At 51.1% G+C, this 20,075-nt stretch carries 15 protein-coding genes; 7 read left to right on the top strand and 8 right to left on the bottom strand.

Annotation, left to right across the window (positions count from 1 at the left end):
• From GCU44_RS08760 to GCU44_RS08725, 8 genes are all read right to left on the bottom strand, one after another.
• Nucleotides 1–675, bottom strand: a complete 675-nt coding sequence (locus GCU44_RS08760; protein WP_154855981.1) for a 3'-5' exonuclease — start codon at nucleotides 673–675, stop codon at nucleotides 1–3.
• A gap of 1 nt (nucleotide 676) precedes the next feature.
• Nucleotides 677–2,623, bottom strand: a complete 1,947-nt coding sequence (locus GCU44_RS08755; RefSeq protein ID WP_154855979.1) for a DUF294 nucleotidyltransferase-like domain-containing protein — start codon at nucleotides 2,621–2,623, stop codon at nucleotides 677–679.
• 82 nt (nucleotides 2,624–2,705) lie between these two features.
• Nucleotides 2,706–4,604: an acetate--CoA ligase gene (gene acs / locus GCU44_RS08750; RefSeq protein ID WP_154855977.1), complete on the bottom strand. Its 1,899-nt coding sequence runs from the start codon at nucleotides 4,602–4,604 to the stop codon at nucleotides 2,706–2,708.
• An 87-nt stretch (nucleotides 4,605–4,691) separates the two neighbouring features.
• Nucleotides 4,692–6,377: a sodium:solute symporter family protein gene (locus GCU44_RS08745; RefSeq protein WP_154855975.1), complete on the bottom strand. Its 1,686-nt coding sequence runs from the start codon at nucleotides 6,375–6,377 to the stop codon at nucleotides 4,692–4,694.
• Nucleotides 6,378–6,401: 24 nt separating this feature from the next.
• The gene (locus GCU44_RS08740) at nucleotides 6,402–6,665 is read right to left on the bottom strand and encodes a DUF4212 domain-containing protein (RefSeq protein ID WP_154855973.1); all 264 of its coding nucleotides are present in this window, start codon (nucleotides 6,663–6,665) and stop codon (nucleotides 6,402–6,404) included.
• Between the two features lie 136 nt (nucleotides 6,666–6,801).
• Entirely contained in the window at nucleotides 6,802–7,338 is a 537-nt protein-coding gene (locus tag GCU44_RS08735) for an AAA family ATPase (protein WP_154855971.1), read from the bottom strand.
• Entirely contained in the window at nucleotides 7,331–7,954 is a 624-nt protein-coding gene (gene pnuC, locus GCU44_RS08730; protein WP_154855969.1) for a nicotinamide riboside transporter PnuC, read from the bottom strand. Before pnuC ends, GCU44_RS08735 begins: the two co-directional genes overlap by 8 nt.
• A gap of 90 nt (nucleotides 7,955–8,044) precedes the next feature.
• Nucleotides 8,045–9,787 (bottom strand): GMC family oxidoreductase, encoded by a 1,743-nt coding sequence (locus tag GCU44_RS08725; RefSeq protein ID WP_092170901.1) that lies wholly within the window; start codon nucleotides 9,785–9,787, stop codon nucleotides 8,045–8,047.
• Nucleotides 9,788–10,116: 329 nt separating this feature from the next.
• On the opposite strand from GCU44_RS08725, the gene GCU44_RS08720 reads away from it, so the two are divergent.
• From GCU44_RS08720 to GCU44_RS08690, 7 genes are all read left to right on the top strand, one after another.
• Entirely contained in the window at nucleotides 10,117–11,832 is a 1,716-nt protein-coding gene (locus GCU44_RS08720) for an IlvD/Edd family dehydratase (protein WP_092172722.1), read from the top strand.
• Nucleotides 11,833–11,900: 68 nt separating this feature from the next.
• Nucleotides 11,901–12,677, top strand: a complete 777-nt coding sequence (locus tag GCU44_RS08715; protein ID WP_154855967.1) for an SDR family NAD(P)-dependent oxidoreductase — start codon at nucleotides 11,901–11,903, stop codon at nucleotides 12,675–12,677.
• Nucleotides 12,678–12,919: 242 nt separating this feature from the next.
• Entirely contained in the window at nucleotides 12,920–15,028 is a 2,109-nt protein-coding gene (locus GCU44_RS08710; protein ID WP_154855965.1) for a bifunctional aldolase/short-chain dehydrogenase, read from the top strand.
• Between the two features lie 9 nt (nucleotides 15,029–15,037).
• A complete protein-coding gene (locus GCU44_RS08705) occupies nucleotides 15,038–16,321 on the top strand; it encodes a TIM barrel protein (protein ID WP_154855963.1) in 1,284 nt (427 codons plus the stop codon).
• A gap of 33 nt (nucleotides 16,322–16,354) precedes the next feature.
• Nucleotides 16,355–17,686, top strand: a complete 1,332-nt coding sequence (locus tag GCU44_RS08700) for an FGGY-family carbohydrate kinase (protein ID WP_154855961.1) — start codon at nucleotides 16,355–16,357, stop codon at nucleotides 17,684–17,686.
• Nucleotides 17,687–17,705: 19 nt separating this feature from the next.
• Entirely contained in the window at nucleotides 17,706–18,638 is a 933-nt protein-coding gene (locus GCU44_RS08695; protein WP_154855959.1) for an alpha/beta hydrolase, read from the top strand.
• Nucleotides 18,587–19,939 (top strand): apiosidase-like domain-containing protein, encoded by a 1,353-nt coding sequence (locus GCU44_RS08690; protein WP_241684881.1) that lies wholly within the window; start codon nucleotides 18,587–18,589, stop codon nucleotides 19,937–19,939. Before GCU44_RS08695 ends, GCU44_RS08690 begins: the two co-directional genes overlap by 52 nt.
• Nucleotides 19,940–20,075 lie beyond the last annotated feature (136 nt).

The following is a 20,075-nucleotide window of genomic DNA, read 5'->3' as shown; positions in this document are numbered from 1 at the left end:
CTATACCATCAATTCTCCATAGCTCCGGATACCCTTTGCTGCAGCTACTTTTAATAGTTTGATCAGCAGTTGTGCCGTGAGAAAGGCGTCGCCGGCTGCGGTATGCCGGTCATCCAGAGAGATCCCGTAGCGCTCGCAAAGCCGGTCCAGCGAATACTCACGACTGGGAATGGTCCGGGGGTCGTAATACCGGCCTCGATCCAGGCGAACCGCCAGATCGTAGGTGTCAAGCCCGGGGTTTTTTATTTTTCGCAAGCCCAGCGATCTACCCGCTCGCTCGAGCATGGCCAGGTCAAAACCCAAGTGGTGCCCCACGAGTATTTTCTGGGCTGCATCTTCAAGAAAAGACCGAATCAATAATTCCCTGCTTACAAAAGGCCGCTCCTGCACCAGTCCGTGAACTTTAATCGCTTCCCGGTTTCTTATCTTGGGCTTGAGGTAAAATTCCCTGGAGGTCGACACGCGAATTCGGTTGTTAATTACCTGCACGGCGCCATAGGAAAGCACCTGGTCCTTTTTGGTATCCAGTCCGGTGGTTTCTGTATCCACTACCAGAAACTCCAATTCAGACAAGGGTTTACTTTTTGCAATTTTTCGCACTAGCGATTTCTCGTAGCTCTTGATATACGCCGGGCTGGGCAGGGGTGAGGAACCAAATAGGGCTTTCCAATTCATATCAGCTGCCAAAATAATCAAGTTGAAAGCGAACCCTCAAGATCTTCTGGATTTCATCGATGGGAAAAAAGGCGTTTTTCAGTAGCTGCCGCTGCAACTTTCCAAGGCTGTTTGGTTGAATAAAGCGTCCGGACGATTCAGAGGCCAGGCCTTCAAGCGCGCGGATACGCATAAAAATCTCATAGGCTTTTCCCGCATCCCGGAACAGCGTAGCCTGATTGGGCTCCAACTCGGCCAGTTTTTCGTATCGTTTGAAGGTATTGTTGATGCCCACCACGCGATGGCTTAGTACCAACACCCGTGCGGCATCGGCAAGGGGCATCATCGCCCGCAGTTTGATATCGAATTTCTCTGCGTGCTTGCCAGATTTCTCTATCATAAAATTCCTGAAAAAGCCTAGCGGAGGTGGGTTCAACAAGGCATTTTTTGCCAGGAAATTAAGAAAAACGTTCCCCTGATCGATTTCATCGTATACGTGTTGGGTCAATGCATCCGCCAGTGCCTGCTTGCCTCCAGCCGACCGAAAATCAAAAAAAATACTGGCCATCATCAGGGATTGCGGATCGGGCTCCCGAATCCACTGGCTAAAATAACGCTTCCATTGCGAAAGCGGCTGGCACCATCGCGGATTCGTAGCCATCATTTCGGCAGGGCAGGAGTGGAAGCCACAGGAAAACAAGACTTCCATCACATCCCGAGCCAGGAGTTGCATAAAATTTTCCGTCTGCTCCCTGCGATTTTCGGATACGTCCTGGTAGACCAACGCGTTGTCCAGGTCCGTTCGAAGCAATTGTTCGCCTCGGCCTTCGGAACCCAATACCAGAAAGGAAAATTCCAGCTCCTGAAGTTCGGGAAAGCGGGGCTCCAGCCTTTTTTTCGCCATTTCGATGGCTTTTCGTATGATCGTGTCGTTGATTTCTGTGAGAATTCCGGCGATAAAATCAATAGCCAATTCATTTTCCAGGTAGTACCGCAGCATTTCCTCTGCCTGGTTTCTTAGCTTGGCCAACTCGTGCACATCGTCACTTTCCTGTAGTGCTTTGATCAAGACGGCGGGGCTATTGCCCTGGGAGAGGAGAATGTCGTGGTCCGAAATGATTCCCTGCAGCGCGGAATCCGGGCTTCCGTCTTCGGTAAATACCAAATGGTGCAGGCGGTGCTTGATCATGGTTAGGTACACCTGAGAAAATTCCAGGTCCGTTTTAGCGGTGATCACCGGATGGCTCATGATCCGATCTACCGGTGTATCGTACGGCAACCCGGGAGCGATAAGCCGGTTTCGGAGGTCTTTATCCGTGATGATCCCGCGGGGATGCTGGTTACCGTCCACGACCAGTATGGATCCCACTTTGGCCCTGGCCATTTCTGCCACTGCTTCGGCAACGGTCGCGCCCAGGGGGCAGTGAATCACCGGATCGGAGTACCGGATGGTCCGTTGCCCGGAAAACAACATCAGCCCGTTTTCATTTCGCCTTGTTCCAAAAAGCGCCCGGACCTTCTGCGTTTGCGACAGACTGGACCGTACGACTACCTGCCCCGCGGCGAAGCCAGAGGCAAAGTAAAGGCTGACCTGACTGTTTTCCTTCAGGATTGTTTCAAAAATCCCCACCGGTACAGCGATTACCAGACTGGGTTCGTTCGCTCGGGCATTGAGTATGTACGGCCGCTTTCCCAGAAGCGCCAGTACCCCAAAAACATCCCCTTCGTCACAAAACTCGACGGTCTCCTCTTTTTCGGCAACTTGTTCCGTCAGCTTGATCGCCCCTTCTTTGACTACAAAAAAATAGCTTTTAGCGGGCTCGCCTTTTTGAAACAACAACTCATCCGTCTCAAAGTACAGCAAATCCACTTCCCGGGCTACCTGGCCCAGCAATTCTTCCGAAAGAAAGCTGAAGGGCGGGTAGTTCTTTAGGAAATCAATGATCCGATTGACGATGACATTGGCCATGGAACGGGTAGCTAGGAAGTAAAGGAACGCGCACGGATTCCGCCGCGCGCTTCAACGACATGGGTCGGGAATGAAAATTACCTCATTCAATTCGTCCTTCGATGATACGATCGACCACTTCCGGATCCAACAGGGTAGAGGTGTCGCCCAAATTGTCCATGCTGCCTTCGGCTACTTTTCGAAGGATACGCCGCATGATTTTGCCGGACCGCGTTTTGGGAAGGCCCGGAACGATCTGTATTTTATCCGGTTTGGCGATGGGCCCAATAATTTTCGTTACCGTGTCCTTGATTTCGTTAACCAAATTTTGCTCGGTACGGTTTGTCATGTCGCAGATAACGTAGGCATAGATTCCCTGCCCTTTCACCTGATGGGGATACCCGACTACAGCCGACTCGACGACCAGCGGGTGTTCGTTTATTGCATTTTCCACTTCTGCGGTACCCATTCGGTGGCCCGAAACGTTGATCACGTCATCGACCCTGCCAAGGATCCGGTAATACCCGTCGTGGTCCCGTTTTACACCATCCCCTGTAAAATACATGCCTTTGTAGGCCGAGAAATAGGTCTGCTTGCAGCGGTCGTGGTCTCCATAGGTTGTGCGAATCATTCCCGGCCAGGGAAATTTCACACAGAGGTTGCCCTCCACCGAATTACCGGTCAACTCTTTTCCTTCCGTATCCATGATTGCCAGCTGTATACCGGGTAGGGGCAGGGTGGCGTAAGCGGGCTTTGTGGGGGTAATCCCCGCCAGCGGGGATACCATGATCCCACCGGTTTCCGTCTGCCACCAGGTATCGACAATGGGGCATTTTGTTTTTCCGATATGGGTATGGTACCAGTGCCAGGCCTCCTCGTTGATGGGCTCTCCCACGGAACCAAGTACTTTCAAGGAATCAAGCGAGTAGGGCGCAATGGGCTCCGTACCATAGGCCTGCAAGGCACGAATGGCGGTTGGTGCCGTATAGAACTGATTGACCTTGTATTTATCAACAATGGCCCAAAACCTTCCCGCATCCGGGAAGGTAGGCACCCCTTCAAACATAATGGATGTCGCTCCGGACAACAAGGGACCGTAGACAATATACGAATGCCCCGTAATCCATCCGATATCCGCCGTACACCAGTACACGTCTCCCGGGTTGTATTGAAATACGTTTTCGAAGGTATACTTGGCATAGACCATGTAGCCGCCACAGGTATGCACCACCCCTTTGGGCTTACCGGTAGAGCCGGAAGTATACAGAATAAATAGGGTGTCTTCGCTGTCCGTTTCCACGGCCTGATGCTCGGTAGCTACCCCGGAAATAACGTCGTGCCACCAGAAATCCCGGCCCTCCTTCATGGTAACTTCCTGCTTTGTTCGCTGGTAGACGATCACGGTTTCTACCGAAGAGGAGTTGTCCAGGGCTTCGTCTACTACTCCCTTTACGGGAATTTTTTTCTTTCCACGAAAATTTCCATCCGAGGTGAGAACCACCTTTGCCTCGCAATCGTTGATGCGGTCCGCAAGGGCATTGCTGGAAAATCCTGCAAAAACCACAGAGTGAATGGCACCCACGCGGGCACAGGCGAGCATGGCTACCGCAGCCTCGGGTACCATCGGCATGTAGATGATCACTTTATCTCCTTTTTGCACGCCCTTCTCGTGAAGCACGTTGGAAAACCGGCATACTTCCGCATGCAATTGCCTGTAGGTAAGGGTACGCCCTTCCTCTGTAGGGTCGTTGGGCTCCCAAACAATGGCCGGCCGATCGCCAATGGTGAACAGGTGCCTTTCCAGAATGTTTTCGGTGATGTTTAATTTGCCGTTGACGAACCATTTCACATCCGGTCCCTCAAAATTCCAGTCCAGTACGTTATCCCAGCGTTTTTTCCAATGAAACGAATCCGCGACACGAGCCCAGAAATTTTCCGGATCTGCTACACTTTTCTGGTATTCGTGAAAATAGCCGCTTAAGGTATGAATTCTATCACTCATCGTCTGATAGTTTAGGTTTTAATAGTTTTATAAAATTAACGTAAATATATTCGCTATGCACCCATTTCCCTGCATAATACCCGCTGTTTAGTGGTCATGGGCCTTTCCTGCGCCCCTCGGAATGCGGATATCCTGAATCATTTCCTGCACGTCTTCCGGTGGGGGCGGGGTAAATTTGGACACCAGAAAACAGGAGACAAAATTGATCAACATCCCAACCGTACCTATGCCCTCCGGAGAAATGCCGAACCACCAGTTTTCGGGCGTGTTGGCTTCAGGATGAATAAATTTGAAATAAATGATGTAAGCCAGCGTAAAAACCAGTCCTGTCACCATTCCCGCAATGGCTCCTTCCTTGTTCATTCGGGTAGAGAAAATACCCATGATGATTACTGGAAAAAACGAAGCCGCTGCCAGCCCAAAAGCAAACGCCACTACCTCCGCCACAAATCCGGGGGGATTGATGCCAAAATAACCAGCGATGACCACTGCCACTGCAGCAGATACCCGGGCAATAATCAATTCCGTTTTTTCCGTCATCTGAGGAACAAACGTTCGAAACAAATCACGGGAAACGGAAGTAGAAATAACCAGAAGCAATCCTGCTGCCGTGGATAAGGCCGCAGCCATGCCTCCGGCCGCCACCAGCCCCACCACCCAATTGGGCAACTCGGCGATTTCCGGGGCCGCCAGGACCATGATATCTTTGTCCACGGTAAGTTCGTTCTTTTCGGGATCGGCCAGGTATTGTACCACCCCGTCCTGATTCACGTCATCCACCACAATCAGGTTTGTCTTTTGCCAATTTCCCACCCAATCCGGTAATTGATCCACCGGTTGCCCGGCTACTGTATCGATGGCATTGTAAATCCCGAAGGCGGCCACTGCTGGGGCCGTCGTGTACAGAATGGCAATGAAAACCAACGCATAACCCGCCGAAAGCCGCGCATCCTTTACCCGGGGCACGGTAAAAAACCGAACGATGACGTGAGGCAATCCGGCCGTACCGACCATCAGCGCGAGAGTGATCGCAAAAATATCCACTACCGACTTTCTCCCCGCTGTGTACTGGTGAAAACCCAAATCCACCAAGATACCATCCAGCTTATCCAGCAGGTAGCTGCCGTCCTGCACCGTTCCTCCAAGACCAAGCTGCGGCACGGGATTTCCCGTGAGCTGAATGGAAATAAAAATGGCAGGGACCATAAAGGCAAAAATCAATACGCAGTATTGTGCCACCTGGGTATACGTGATGCCCTTCATGCCCCCCAATACCGCATAGAAAAACACGATGGTCATCCCGATGATCACGCCCTTTTCGATGTCTACTTCCAGGTACCTGGAAAATACAATTCCGACCCCGCGCATTTGTCCCGCCACATAGGTAAACGAGATAAACAAGGCGCAAAACACCGCCACGACGCGGGCTTTGTTGCTGTAATACCGATCGCCTACAAAGTCCGGGACCGTAAATTTTCCGAACTTGCGCAGGTAGGGAGCCAGCAAAAGGGCCAATAAAACGTAGCCACCGGTCCAGCCCATCAGGTACACGGAGCCATCGTAGCCGGAGAAAGCAATGATCCCCGCCATCGAAATAAAAGATGCCGCCGACATCCAGTCGGCCGCTGTAGCCATTCCGTTGGCCAATGGTGAGACACCGCCGCCTGCGGTATAAAATTCTTTCGTGGACCCTGCGCGCGTGTAAATGGCAATGCCTATGTACAGGGCAAAAGACAAGCCTACCAAAATATAGGTCCAGGTTAAAATATCCATAGCTGGGTCAGTAGGTTTATAGGGTTATTTTTCGTTGACATCAAATTCTTCATCCAGTTTGTTCATGCGGTATACATAAACAAAAATTAAAATTACAAAGGTGAATATAGAGCCTTGTTGGGCAAACCAAAAGCCCAGTTGGTACCCGCCAATCTTAATGGCATTCAGCGGCTCAGCCAGGAGGATACCAAAACCAAAAGAGACGACAAACCATACCGACAGCAGTATCAATACCGTGCGGATGTTGCGTTTCCAGTACTTTTTCATTTGTTCCTTGTGGGTAGGCATGTAGCGGTATGTTTGGTTTATTGTTGGAGAATAATCCTGAAAATATTCAAAAATTCCGTAACCAACAGCATGATTCAGGGAATCCCTGCAAATTATCCCAGATTCGGCGAAAGAGCAAGATAATTGGTTCTTACCCTCAGGATCCCGCCGGGCTTCTTCCGAGAATTCCTTCGATGGCCCGTACTGCAGACTTCAGCCGCTCCTCGTGCGTCCCAGATACTTTTACCCAGGGAGACCCTGAGGAATCCAACTCCTGTTCGTATTGCCCGAGAAAGTAGTGTCGGAGAACCGGATCGGGATGTTCCCGCAGCGGGTCTTCCTGCCAGGGAATGTCGATATCGGTCAGCAGGTACAGGTCATAGACTCGTGAGGCTATTTGCTCACGAATCCAGGGATCGGTCTTCCCGTATTTGTAATCACTCCAGATTTTTATTACCCGCAGATCGGTATCACAAAACAGCAATTCATTCGCCAGTTCCGCCTTTTCCCTTTCCGCTTGCAGTTGGCCTCGGGCGATTTGCAGCAGGTCTTCGTAGGTATACGGGCGATTCAGCTCCTGCAGGTATTCCCGGGCATACTCCGGAACCCAGGGTTCGTTGCAATACGCTGCAAGAGCGGCACTGAGCGAGCTTTTGCCGGTAGATTCCGGACCGATGATCACGACTTTATTCATCCAATGCTGCGTATTTTCGGGCGGCATGGATCCAGGCTATCAGGCCCAAAACCGCCAAAACGGTAAAAACCAGAAATTGGAACGAGGTCAAAATAAGTCCTTTGTAAAAATACAAAGGAACAGAAACCAAATCGGTGACGATCCAGGCGATCCAATTCTCTACTTTCTTTCGAGCCATGAGCCACATGCCCACAAATGCCGCGGCAGTGGTAAACGAATCCCAATACGGCACGTCGCTGTCTGTATAGTAACGCAGCAGGAAATAAAGCAAGGCATAGGCCGCCAGGAACAAACCTAAGGCCTGCACTAATTCCCTTCCCTGCATCCAGGTGACCGGAACCGCCGCCTTTCCGGGTTTGGGGTGGGTCCAAACGTACCAGCCGAAAATGGACATGGAGAAATAATAGGCATTGATTCCCATGTCTGCGTATAAGCCCACCTGCAAGCATATCCAGACATAAATAAGCGTACTGATAATGCCGGTAGGAAATACACGTATATTCTCCCGCATGGAATAGTACACAGATGCCAGACCGAAGAAAACGGCAATCGCTTCCAGCCAACTCATTTCCTGCAGACCAACCGTCAGCCCATTTACGATGTATTGCCAATTCACGGCTTGAAATTGGGATAAATACCCAACATAAAAAAATCAGAAAGCCCCCAGGCGCGAAGACTTTCTGATTTTGATACCTGTTCGGAAATTTTACCCGATATTCTTCTTTTTTAACTGGTCGACAATGTACTCCGATGTGCGAATGGAGAGGGCCATGATCGTCCAGGTAGGATTTTTGTCTGCCTGGGATACAAAAGGCCCTGCGTCTACGACAAACAGGTTTTTGCATTCGTGGGCCTGGGAATAGGGATTCAAGACGGACGTCTTGGGGTCTTTCCCCATACGGGTAGTACCTACTTCATGGATGATACGTCCCGGTGCAGCCAGGCCGTATTGTGTCTCCGCCCCGGGCTTTTTACCCATCACCTGAGCACCCATGGCGTCGAAAATCTCCTCAAACGTCTCCTGCATGTGGCGGGCTTGCTTTACTTCGTAATCGGTCCATTTGTAATGGAAGCGCAACACCGGAATCCCAAATTTGTCCACGGTTTGCGGGTCTATTTCACAATAATTGTCATACTGCGGCACGCTTTCGCCCCTTCCGGCAATACCCACCGTGGCTCCATAAACGCTGCGGATATCTTTTTTCAATCCTTCCCCGTAGCCACCATTCGGCCGGGGTTTTCCAAATTCATCTTTGAGGTAACTTCGCATGGAATCCATGCCGAAACCAAAGCCATAATTTGGCATGCGCATGCCCCCACCAAATTCCAGGTGGTATCCTCTGGGAAAATCCAGTTTTTTGTTGTCCAGCCACCAGGGAGTGTACACGTGCATGGAGCCCACACCGTCTTCGTTGTATTTGTCCCGGCCCAAAAACTCGGGCATTAATGCCGAGCGGCTGGCTCCGGTGGAATCGTGCAGGTACCGACCCAGGGTTCCGCTGCTATTAGATATTCCGTTTGGATGCTGGGGGGAACTGGAGTTCATCATAATCCGGGCAGTCTCGCAGGCGGAAGCACCCAAAACCACCACGCGCGCTTTGAGCTTGTACTCCTGCATGTCCACCTTACTCACATAAGATATCCCCGTGGCTTCTCCTTTTTCGTCGGTGGTTACCTTGCGAACCATGGCGTAGGTGTACAAATCCACCTTTCCCTTTTTGATGGCCGGTTTTACCAAAACTGTCCCGGAAGAAAAATCCCCGTATACCTGGCAGGCGCGGTTGCACTGGGCGCAAAAAAAGCAGGCGCCCCGCTCGTTGTTCACCGGACGCGTCAACACGGATATACGTGAAGGAATGACGGGCAGGTTGATCTTTTTTCCTCCTTTCATAAATGCCAACTCGTGGAGTCGGGGCTTGGGTGGGGGAAGAAAAAACCCATCGGGCTCGTTCCGAATTCCCTCTTTGGTACCGAAAACACCTACTATTTGATCCACCCGGTCGTAGTAGGGCTTTACATCCTCGTAGCCAATGGGCCAATCGTCGCCCAGGCCGTCTATGCTTTTTCTCTTGAAATCATCCGGACCGAAACGTAGGGAAATTCGGCCCCAGTGGTTGGTCCTTCCGCCCACCATCCGCGAACGGAACCAGTCAAATTGGGTGCCATCCTTGCGGGTGTAAGGTTCTCCTTCTATTTCCCATCCGCCGTATGCCGCATCGAAATCGCCAAACGCACGAACCGTGTTGGCTCCCCGGCGCGGAGACTCCCAGGGCCAGCGAAGTTGGGTGCGGTATTCCTCCAGCGCTGGATCAAAGTCACTTCCCGCTTCCACCACCGCTACACTTAACCCCGACTCCGAAAGGATTTTACTGGCCATGCCACCCCCGGCACCGGATCCTACGATGATTACATCGTAGGTATCCATGGATGATTTTATTTCAAAACTCATTGGTTATTGATTTGACGTTTTTTAGTAATTGACTGCCTAAAATAGGGGATTATCCCTAAACTTTCACCATTTCATTCGAGAATCGTTTGGAGCCCCTCCGAAAACGCTTCGCTTTGCCGACCGCCCCCATATACGGGGCCCAAAACCAATGGGCTGCCAGCGTAGGGAATTTGTGTTTTGAACCTGTAACCCCCAACCTGGGCAGGGGTTTTTTGAATCGGAAAATTTTATTTTGGCCAAACATTTACTAATCTTATACTTTGAAAGAAATAAATGTACTACCTGCCTCGGGTAGAAACGAAAACCTAATTGACCATACAAACCTAACAATGAAGAAAACGGAAAGGCGAAGCCAGGGCTGGTTTGGGAAAACCGGCAAAGATGGCCTGATTTACAGGTCCTGGTTTAAAAAACAGGGGATTCCCACCCACGAACTGGGCGGAAAACCCATGATTGGCATATGCAATACCTGGTCAGAGCTAACGCCCTGCAATTCCCATTTCAGGGAATTGGCTGAGTTTGTTAAAAAAGGTGTGCTGGAAGCCGGCGGCTATCCGGTAGAGTTTCCGGTGATGTCACTTGGAGAGACGCTTATGAAACCGACCGCCATGTTGTACCGCAACCTGGCCAGCATGGATACAGAAGAGTCGATCCGAGCCAATCCTTTGGACGGCGTGGTATTACTCTGCGGCTGCGACAAGACGACGCCCTCGCTGGTCATGGGCGCCGCCAGTGTAAACCTCCCCACCATCGTGGTGTCAGGCGGACCGATGCTTACGGGCAGGTACCGGGGGACAGAGGTGAGCACCAGCGATATCTGGCGATTCAGCGAAGAGGCCCGATCTGGCAAAATGACCCAGGAAGACCTTTACGTGGCCGAATCGGGACTGTGCCGTAGCGACGGGCATTGTGGGGTCATGGGTACCGCCTCCACCATGGCCTGCATGGTGGAATCGCTCGGTCTCTCCTTACCCGGGAATGCGGCAATTCCGGCACCGGACACCGGCCGAAAAGTATTGGCTCATCTTTCCGGCATGGAAATCGTAAAGATGGTAGAAAACGACCTGAAACTATCCGACATCCTCACCCGCGAAGCTTTTGAAAATGCGATCATGGTAAATGCCGCCATCGGCGGCTCGACCAATTTTGTGATCCACCTGCTGGCCATTGCAGGTAGAATGGGTATCCCGCTTACGCTGGAGGATTTTGATACCTTTTCTTCCAATATTCCACTACTGGCCAACCTTCAGCCTTCCGGGAGCTACTTCATGGAGGATTTTTACTATGCGGGTGGCCTGCCCCCGGTAATTCGCCAACTTAAAGATCGTCTGAATAATCAAGCCATCACCGTTACAGGTCAGGAAATCGGTAAAATCAACGAACGCTTTGAAAATTACAACGACAAGGTAATTGCCTCAATCGATCGCCCGTTCAATACGCTGTCCGGAATCGTGGTTCTCAAAGGAAACCTTTGCGAAACCGGAGCCATTATCAAACCATCAGCGGCAAGCCCGGAACTGATGAAACACACCGGCAAAGCAGTGGTCTTTGAAGACATCGACGATTACAAAAACAAAATTGACGATCCGGACCTGGATATCGACGAGCATAGCATCATGGTCCTAAAGAACGTAGGGCCCAAGGGCTACCCCGGTATGCCCGAAGTAGGGAATATGGGCTTGCCTCCAAAAGTCCTGGCAAAAGGAATCAAAGACATGATCCGCATTTCGGATGGCCGCATGAGCGGCACCGGATTTGGTACCGTGGTGCTACATGCCACACCCGAAGCCGCCGAAGGAGGAAACTTTGCCGTCGTGCAAACGGGAGATCTGATCGAATTGGATGTAGAACAGCGAAAACTGAACCTGCTGGTATCAGAAGAAGAGCTGGGCAAACGAAAAGCGGCCTGGCAAAAACCCGCTGCAATGACTGACAGGGGTTATGTAAGTCTGTATGTCAAACACGTAGAACAAGCCAACCTGGGGGCAGATCTGGATTTTCTGAAAGGAAATTCCGGAAGTGAAGTCACCAAAGATTCTCATTAACCCCGAAAATAGGTGTTTGGGTAGATCGGACCGATCTACCCAAACACCTATTTTATCCCAAACACACGATGAATATGCACGACCAACCTGATCAGCTGGTAGCGCTGATCACCGGAGCCGGAACCGGCATCGGGTTTGAAATATGCCGCCTGCTAGCATCCCAGGGAGTCTACGTGATGCTCAACGACGTGGACCCTTTGCTCACCGAAAAGGCGAGCCAAACGATCAACAAAGCCTATCCAGGTTTTTGCAAAGGGTGTCCGGGAGACGCCGGGGATACCGACTTTATTGTCCAGATGGTCCGGGAAACGGTTAGGGAATTTGGCTCCCTGGACCTGGTGGTGGCCAATGCGGGGATCACCCTATTCGGAGAGTTTCTTAACTATAAGGAAGCAGATTTTCACAAGGTGATGCAGCTCAACCTGGCCGGAACCTTTTTCCTGGCTCAACAAGCTTCCCGCCAAATGATCGCACAGAACAGGGGAGGCAGCCTCTTGTTCATGTCTTCGGTAACAGGACATCAGGCACACAAAAACCTGGCGGCCTATGGCATGAGCAAAGCGGCATTGGAGATGTTGGCCAAGACCCTGGTACTGGAACTATCCCCGTACAAAATCAACGTAAACACCGTCGCTCCGGGAGCTACCATTACCGAACGTACTGCTCAGGAAGCGGGCTATGCGGAAACCTGGTCCCGGATCACCCCCATGGGCAGACCAGCGCGTCCCCAGGATATCGCAGAAGCCGTAGCATTTCTGGTATCCCCCCGGGCAAGACACATTACCGGGCAAAGCCTGGTGATCGATGGAGGGTGGACGGCAACCAGTCCGTCTCCGTATACGTAATCCGTTTATTTACGAAAGGTTACCGCGTAAGCGAGATTTTTCGGTCAAATTCGGTGAAATCCGGCCGAAAAAGCAAGATTTTTGATGATTTCAGGTAAGTTTGTGTTAAAAGAGAGGCTAGGATCTGGCAGATGGTCTCGGCGTTTTTTTATCCCTAATCAGCATAGAACAGGACAGTTAAAAACTAATGATAAATTATATTCGCTAAATTAAAACGTATTCAAATCTATTCTAGTTACAATATGGCAATTACAAAAGACACGTTTAAGCACGTAGATTACCTATGGGATGAGGAAAAAGCAAAATCACTGGGAGACGATCAGGTCGCCCTGCTGCTTTACAGGTCCAATATATTGGGTGCGGACTTACGGATAACCAACTACGGGGGTGGCAATACCAGTTGCAAGACTATCGAAAAAGATCCCCTCACCAAGAAAGATACCGAAGTAATGTGGATCAAGGGATCCGGTGGAGATATCGGTACCTTGAAACGAAATGGCCTGGCTGGGTTGTACATGGACAAGTTGCTTTCGTTGAAAAACGTATACAGGGGGCTGGAATTTGAAGATGAAATGGTAGCGCTTTTCAATCACTGCATCTACGACCTGGACTCGAAGGCACCTTCGATCGATACCCCGCTTCACGCATTTTTACCATTCAAGCACATCGATCACCTGCATCCGGACGCGGCCATCGCCATCGCCGCCTCCAAAGATGGAGAAAAAATAACGGAGGAATTATTTGAGGGGCAAATCGCATGGGTCCCCTGGCAGCGACCCGGCTTCGATTTGGCACTGAAACTTGATGAAGCCTTGAAAGCGAACCCGGGAATTCGCGGCATCATGCTGGGAGGCCATGGACTCTTTACCTGGGCAGAGACTTCCTACGAGTGCTACATCAACAGCCTGGAGGTAATCGACAAAGCCTCTCAGTACCTGGAAGAAAACTACGGAAAAAATCGCCCGGTTTTTGGCGGTCAGAAGGTTCAATCCCTTCCAGAGGCCGATCGAAAATTACAAGCAGCTAAACTTGCCCCCCATTTACGAGGACTTGCTTCGAGCTTTAACCGCATGATCGGTCATTTTTCGGACGACGAACGGGTATTGGAGTTCATCAACAGCAACGACCTTGCGAAACTGGCACCCCTGGGAACCAGCTGTCCCGACCACTTTCTACGAACCAAGATCCGCCCCCTTGTACTGGACATTCCCGCCGATAAGGACCTAACCGATATGAGCGATGTCACCGCTTATTTGGAAAAAGAATTTGAAGACTACCGGCAGTATTACACCAAGTATTACGAAGATCACAAACGGGACAATAGCCCCGGCATTCGGGATTCCAACCCGGTGGTGATTCTTTGGCCAGGCGTGGGCATGTTTTCCTATGCCAAAAACAAGCAAACGGCGCGCGTGGCCAGTGAATTCTACACCAACGCCATCAACGTGATGAAGGGTGCAGAAGCGATTTCCGAATACGTTTCGCTTCCCTTGCAGGAAGCATTTGATATAGAATATTGGTTGTTGGAAGAGGCCAAGTTACAGCGCATGCCCAAAGAACAACCGCTTTCCCGAAAAGTGGCCTTTGTAACCGGCGGTGCGGGAGGTATCGGCAAAGCCATTGCCGATAAACTTGCCAAAGAAGGCGCCTGTGTATTTATCACCGACATCAATCAGGGAAATCTGGAAGAAGCGCTGAACAGCTACAACCGGGACACAGGTGCTGGTTCCCTGATGGACGTGACCAAGATGGAAGACATCGAAGCTGCGTTGCAGGCAGCCTGTCTGAAATTTGGTGGCGTGGATATCATCGTCAACTGCGCCGGACTGGCCATATCCAAACCCATCGATCAAACCACTGAAAAAGACTGGGACATCCTGCAAAACGTTTTGGTAAAAGGTCAGTTTGCCGTTTCCAAAGCAGCTGTTGCCATCCTACGTGCGCAAAACAAAGGCGGGGATATCATCAACATTGCCAGCAAAAATGCGCTGGTATCCGGACCGAACAATGTTGGCTACGGCACCGCAAAAGCAGCGCAGGTGCACATGAGCCGGCTTCTGGCCGCCGAGCTTGGACCGGATAAAATTCGCGTCAACGTAGTCAACCCGGATGCGGTGATCGAAGGCAGCAAGATCTGGGAAGGCGAATGGGCCAAAGGCCGCGCCAAAGCCTACGGCATTACCGTGGAAGAACTTCCGGCCTTCTACGCCAAGCGAACCATTATGAACGAAATCATAGGCGTGGACGACATTGCCAATGGCGTTTTTGCCTTTGTCGGCGGACACCTCGGCAAGAGTACCGGAAACATCCTGAATGTGGACGGTGGAGTAGCTGCCGCGTTTGTACGATAAACTAGTACCATGCTATTCGATAAAAACCAAATCCATACACTCAATGACCAAGCTCTCCCGGACCACCGGGAGAGTTTTGAGTATCTAAGCCAACGGTTGTCGCGCAGAGGCGTCAAAACAAACGAGCTGATCAAAAAAATCCAGGAATTTCAGGTGGCCATCCCCAGTTGGGCCCTGGGCACCGGGGGCACGCGCTTTGGTCGATTTCCCGGAGGCGGCGAACCCCGTTCTCTGGAAGAAAAAATCTCGGATGTGGGTACCCTGCACGCCCTGAATGCCGGATCCGGGGCCATCTCCCTGCACATTCCCTGGGATATTCCGGACAACGTGGAAAAAATCCGGCACCATGCTGCGGCCAATGGATTGCTGTTTGATGCCGTGAACTCGAATACGTTTCAGGACCAACCCGATCAGGAGTTTTCGTACAAGTTTGGCTCGCTCTGTCACACGGATGCCCGTGTGCGAAAACAAGCGGTAAACCACAACCTGGAAGTGATTCAATACGGGAAAATGCTCGGATCCAAATCCCTTACGGTCTGGCTGGCGGACGGCTCCTCCTTTCCAGGGCAAATGAATTTCCGAAAAGCCCTACAGCGTACGCTGGACTCCCTGAGAGAAATCTACGATAGCATGCCCTCCGACTGGAAACTGTTCGTGGAATACAAACCCTACGAACCCTATTTTTACCACACGGTCATTCAGGATTGGGGTACCTCTCATTGGCTGGCTTCCCAACTTGGAGAGCGGGCGTACACCCTTGTAGACCTGGGGCACCACCTGCCCAATACCAATATTGAGCAGGTAGTAGCGACACTGATGATGCAAGGAAAACTGGGGGGATTTCACTTCAACGATTCCAAATTCGGAGACGACGACCTCACGGTAGGCGCCATGAAACCGTACCAGTTATTTCTGATTTTCAACGAATTGGTTGAAGGAATGGAGGATCCCAATTCGTCTAATCCGTCCCCTGCGTGGATGATCGATGCCAGCCATAACTTAAAGGATCCCATGGAGGACCTGTTGCAATCCGTGGAAGCCATTCAACTGGCGTATGCGCAAGCTTTGATCGTAGACCGTTTAGCACTGGAAAACGCTCGGGACAATAACGATCCCGTATTGGCGCAGGAAATCCTACAGGAGGCCTTCCGAACAGATCTGAGGCCACTGATTGCAGAAGCCCGGGTTCAGTCCGGTGCGGCCCTGCACCCTGTTAGCGTTTTTCGCAAACTGGAAGTTCGTAAAAAACTGATTCGGGAACGAGGATCCAAAAGCTTGGCCACCGGCCTTTAATGTAACCTTTCTTTTCGTTAAACCAACCACCCAATGCCCAAACCGGTAATCGCCATCTTTGATATAGGAAAAACCAACAAAAAGTTTTTTCTTTTCGATGAAGACCTGAATGAAATAAACGAAGAATACATAAAGTTTCCGACGATCACCGACGAGGATGGGGACGAGTGCGATGATTTGGAGAAAATTACCACCTGGGCCAGAGACACCGTGGAAGCACTATGCAATAATCCGGAGTTTGAAGTCAAGGCCCTTAACTTCTCCACCTACGGAGCTTCCTTTGTGTCCATCGATGAAAATGGCAAGCCGCTTACGCCAATTTACAACTACCTGAAAGATTTTCCGGAAGACCTGCACCGGGAGTTTTACGATGCCTATCCGGAAGCGACGATTAATCTGGCCACCGCTTCTCCTACCTTGGGTATGCTCAATTCAGGTCTGCAATTGTATTGGTTGAAACGAAAAAAGCCCGAAGTTTTCAAGAAGATCGCTTATTCCCTGCACCTGCCCCAGTACATTTCTTTTTTGTTTAGCGGTGAAGCGGTGAGCGAACCCACCTCCATCGGTTGCCACACCAAACTTTGGGATTTTCCAAAAAAAGATTACCACGAGTGGGTATACAAGGAAGGGATAGACGCAAAGTTAGCCCGTCAGGTACCGACCACCCATAGCTTCGAACGGGTGATTTGCGGCAAAAAAGTCCAAGTGGGCGTGGGCATCCACGACAGCTCGTCCGCACTGGCTTCCTACCTGATCAAAATCAAGGAACCGTTTATCCTGATTTCAACCGGCACCTGGAGCATCACGCTCAATCCCTTTCCCAACGAGGAACTACGCCTGGAGGAGTTGCAAAACGACTGCCTGAATTTTCTTTCCATCCATGGACAAACCGTCAAAGCCAGCCGGTTTTTTCTGGGCTACGAACTGGACCATCAATTGGAAAAAATGAATGCCGCCTTTAGCAAAGAAAGCAAGTATTACAAGGACATCCTTCCCGACGAAGCGATGGTGCAAGGCTTACTGCAGGAAAAGACCCCGGGTAAGTTTTATCCGGAAACCATCGCGAGAACTCCGTTGGTGGCATCGATTTTCCCGGAAAACCACTGGGATGTTTCGGGTTTTCCCGATTTTGAAACAGCCTACCACCACCTGGTCTACGGGCTGGCAAAAATGCAGGTGGCTTCCCTCTTGCTCGCAAAGGGTGGGTCGGATACAAAAAAAGTGTATATTGACGGTGGCTTTGTACACAACAAGGTATTTATCCGATTCCTAACGGAATTATTGGAGGGCTATGAATTGGAGTTTTCTGATTTCCCCCTGGGTTCTGCCTACGGTGCTGCCTTGATGCTCAAAGCTTATTCGTAATCTTTATACCCCACAACCCATGCGTTCTCTGCTCCTCCTGACCTGCGTGCTTATGCTTACCAACCTGTCTATGGGACAAACCGGACCCCTTACGCTGACGATCTACCCGGGAGAGGTGCCGTTCCAGAAGGAAACGGACATCACAGAAGTCGTTCAACAAAACGACATACTGGTCATCAGCAAGGTTCAGCTTCCCCAAATCCAGGTGTTTCTTCCCGCCAAACGATCTGCCACCGGAAAAGCCGTGATCATTTGCCCGGGCGGTGGATACGGGGTACTGGCGTACGATTGGGAAGGACTCGACATTGCCAAATGGCTAAACAGTCATGGCATCGCTGCAATCGTTCTGAAATACCGCCTGCCCTCTGCAGCAACCCAGACACGACCACATGTGGTACCCATGTCCGATGGACAGCGGGCCATTCGCCTGGTACGGCACCATGCCGGGGAATGGGGAATTGACCCGGATCAAATTGGGATTATGGGATTCTCCGCGGGGGGGCACCTGGCTTCCACGCTGGGCACACATTTCGATTCGGGTAACCCGGGCGACGCGGATGCCGTTGAGCACCAATCCAGCCGACCGGATTTTATGGTTCTTGGCTATCCGGTGATTTCCTTTACCGAACACATTACCCATATCGGATCCCGAAACAACCTGCTTGGAAAAGAACCCGATCCACAATGGGTCAGCTATTTTAGCAACGAAACCCAGGTTCGGGCCGACAGTCCGCCCACCTTTCTCTTTCATTCCCAGGACGATAAGGCCGTACCGGTGGAACACAGCTTACTCATGTACCAGGGCCTGCTGGAAAAACAAATCCCCGTGGAAATGCACCTGTACCCGACAGGCGGACATGGGTTTTCCCTTTCCATAAACAAGGAGGGTACGCAAAAAGGATGGATGGAGAGTCTCATCACCTGGATCCAGCATTTACCTACCTCCCCATGAAACCGCTGCGGATAACGGCCAACCGAAGGTACCTGGAAACTACTTCCGGAGACCCCTTTTTATGGGTGGGAGATACCGCCTGGGAACTCATACACCGAGCGAGCCTGGACGAAACCAGGCTTTACTTTCGGAACCGCAAAGAAAAAGGCTTTTCCCTGATTCAAACCGTGATCCTGGCTGAATTGGACGGCTTGCACCACCCCAATGCCCATGGAGAAATCCCCCTACATGACGATGACCCGGCCCGACCCAACGAAGGATATTTCCGGCACGTGGATCAGGTAGTGGCCCTGGCGGAAGAGATGGGCCTATACCTTGGATTGCTACCCACCTGGGGCGATAAGTTTAATAAAAAATGGGGGGATGGCCCGGAAATCTTCACACCCGAAAATGCCCGAAGCTTCGGGGAATTTCTTGGGAAGCGGTATGCCGGATTTCCGCACATTGTTTGGATTCTGGGTGGGGACCGGATTCCTGAAACGTCCCTGCACCGGGAAATCATTGAGCAAATGGCAGCAGGGATCCGGGATCAGCAAGGCCACAGCCTCCTAAGCTACCATCCGAATGGAGGAAACCTGGCCAGCGACCACTTCGGAGATTCCGATTGGCTGGACGTGGACCTCTTCCAAAGCCGCCATCAGAAAGGTTTCCGAGAATATCGATTTACCCGTAAAGGAAGAAAACGCAATCCGCCAAGGCCCGTAATCGATGGAGAACCGGGCTACGAAAATATTCCAAACATGCTAAACAAGTGGCACTTTCAGCGCCTGGATGCCAGCGACATCCGGAGGGCTGCCTACTGGAACCTGCTGTCCGGAGCTGCAGGACATACCTACGGGTGCAACGAAATCTGGCAAATGTACGATGGGAAAACCGATCCCCGGTTTGGGGCGCAATTTTCCTGGAAAGAAGCGCTGGACCTTCCCGGCGCCAGCCAAATGGGCGTTCTTCGGAGGATTTTCGACTGTTTGCCCTGGCAGCAAATGGAACCGGCCCCATCGCTGATTGCCAGCATCAACTGGAAAGTAAGCCCCCTGAAAACCGTGCTCGCCAACCCGGACAAAAGTTGGGTGCTGGTATATAGCCCACAGGGAAAATCCATCAGGATCCGGTCCTCCCTGCTTAAAAAAAGAGAAAAGGTAGCCTTTTGGCTGAATCCCGAAACGGGAGAACAAACGGATGTTCGGGGCAAACTGACCGCCGTATTCCGCGTTCCCGATCCCCGAAGAGATTGGCTGCTACTCCTACTCGATCGGGACAGTCTGAAAAATTGGGTATATACCCCAATTCTTGAAAGCTAACTGCTGCCTGGAGGCAGTCTTTGCTGAAAATTTCTTTTGGTTTCCGTCTTTTTCCGCGTTGATTGGGCTTGTAGCAGTTTTTACACAATTGCCATACATATCCCCTGGTTTTCTATTAACTTTACGCCTCCTTTTG

The organism is Cyclobacterium xiamenense (assembly GCF_009467825.1).
In the GTDB taxonomy this organism is placed as follows: domain Bacteria; phylum Bacteroidota; class Bacteroidia; order Cytophagales; family Cyclobacteriaceae; genus Cyclobacterium; species Cyclobacterium xiamenense.
This window is presented reverse-complemented; position numbering and strand designations above follow the sequence as displayed.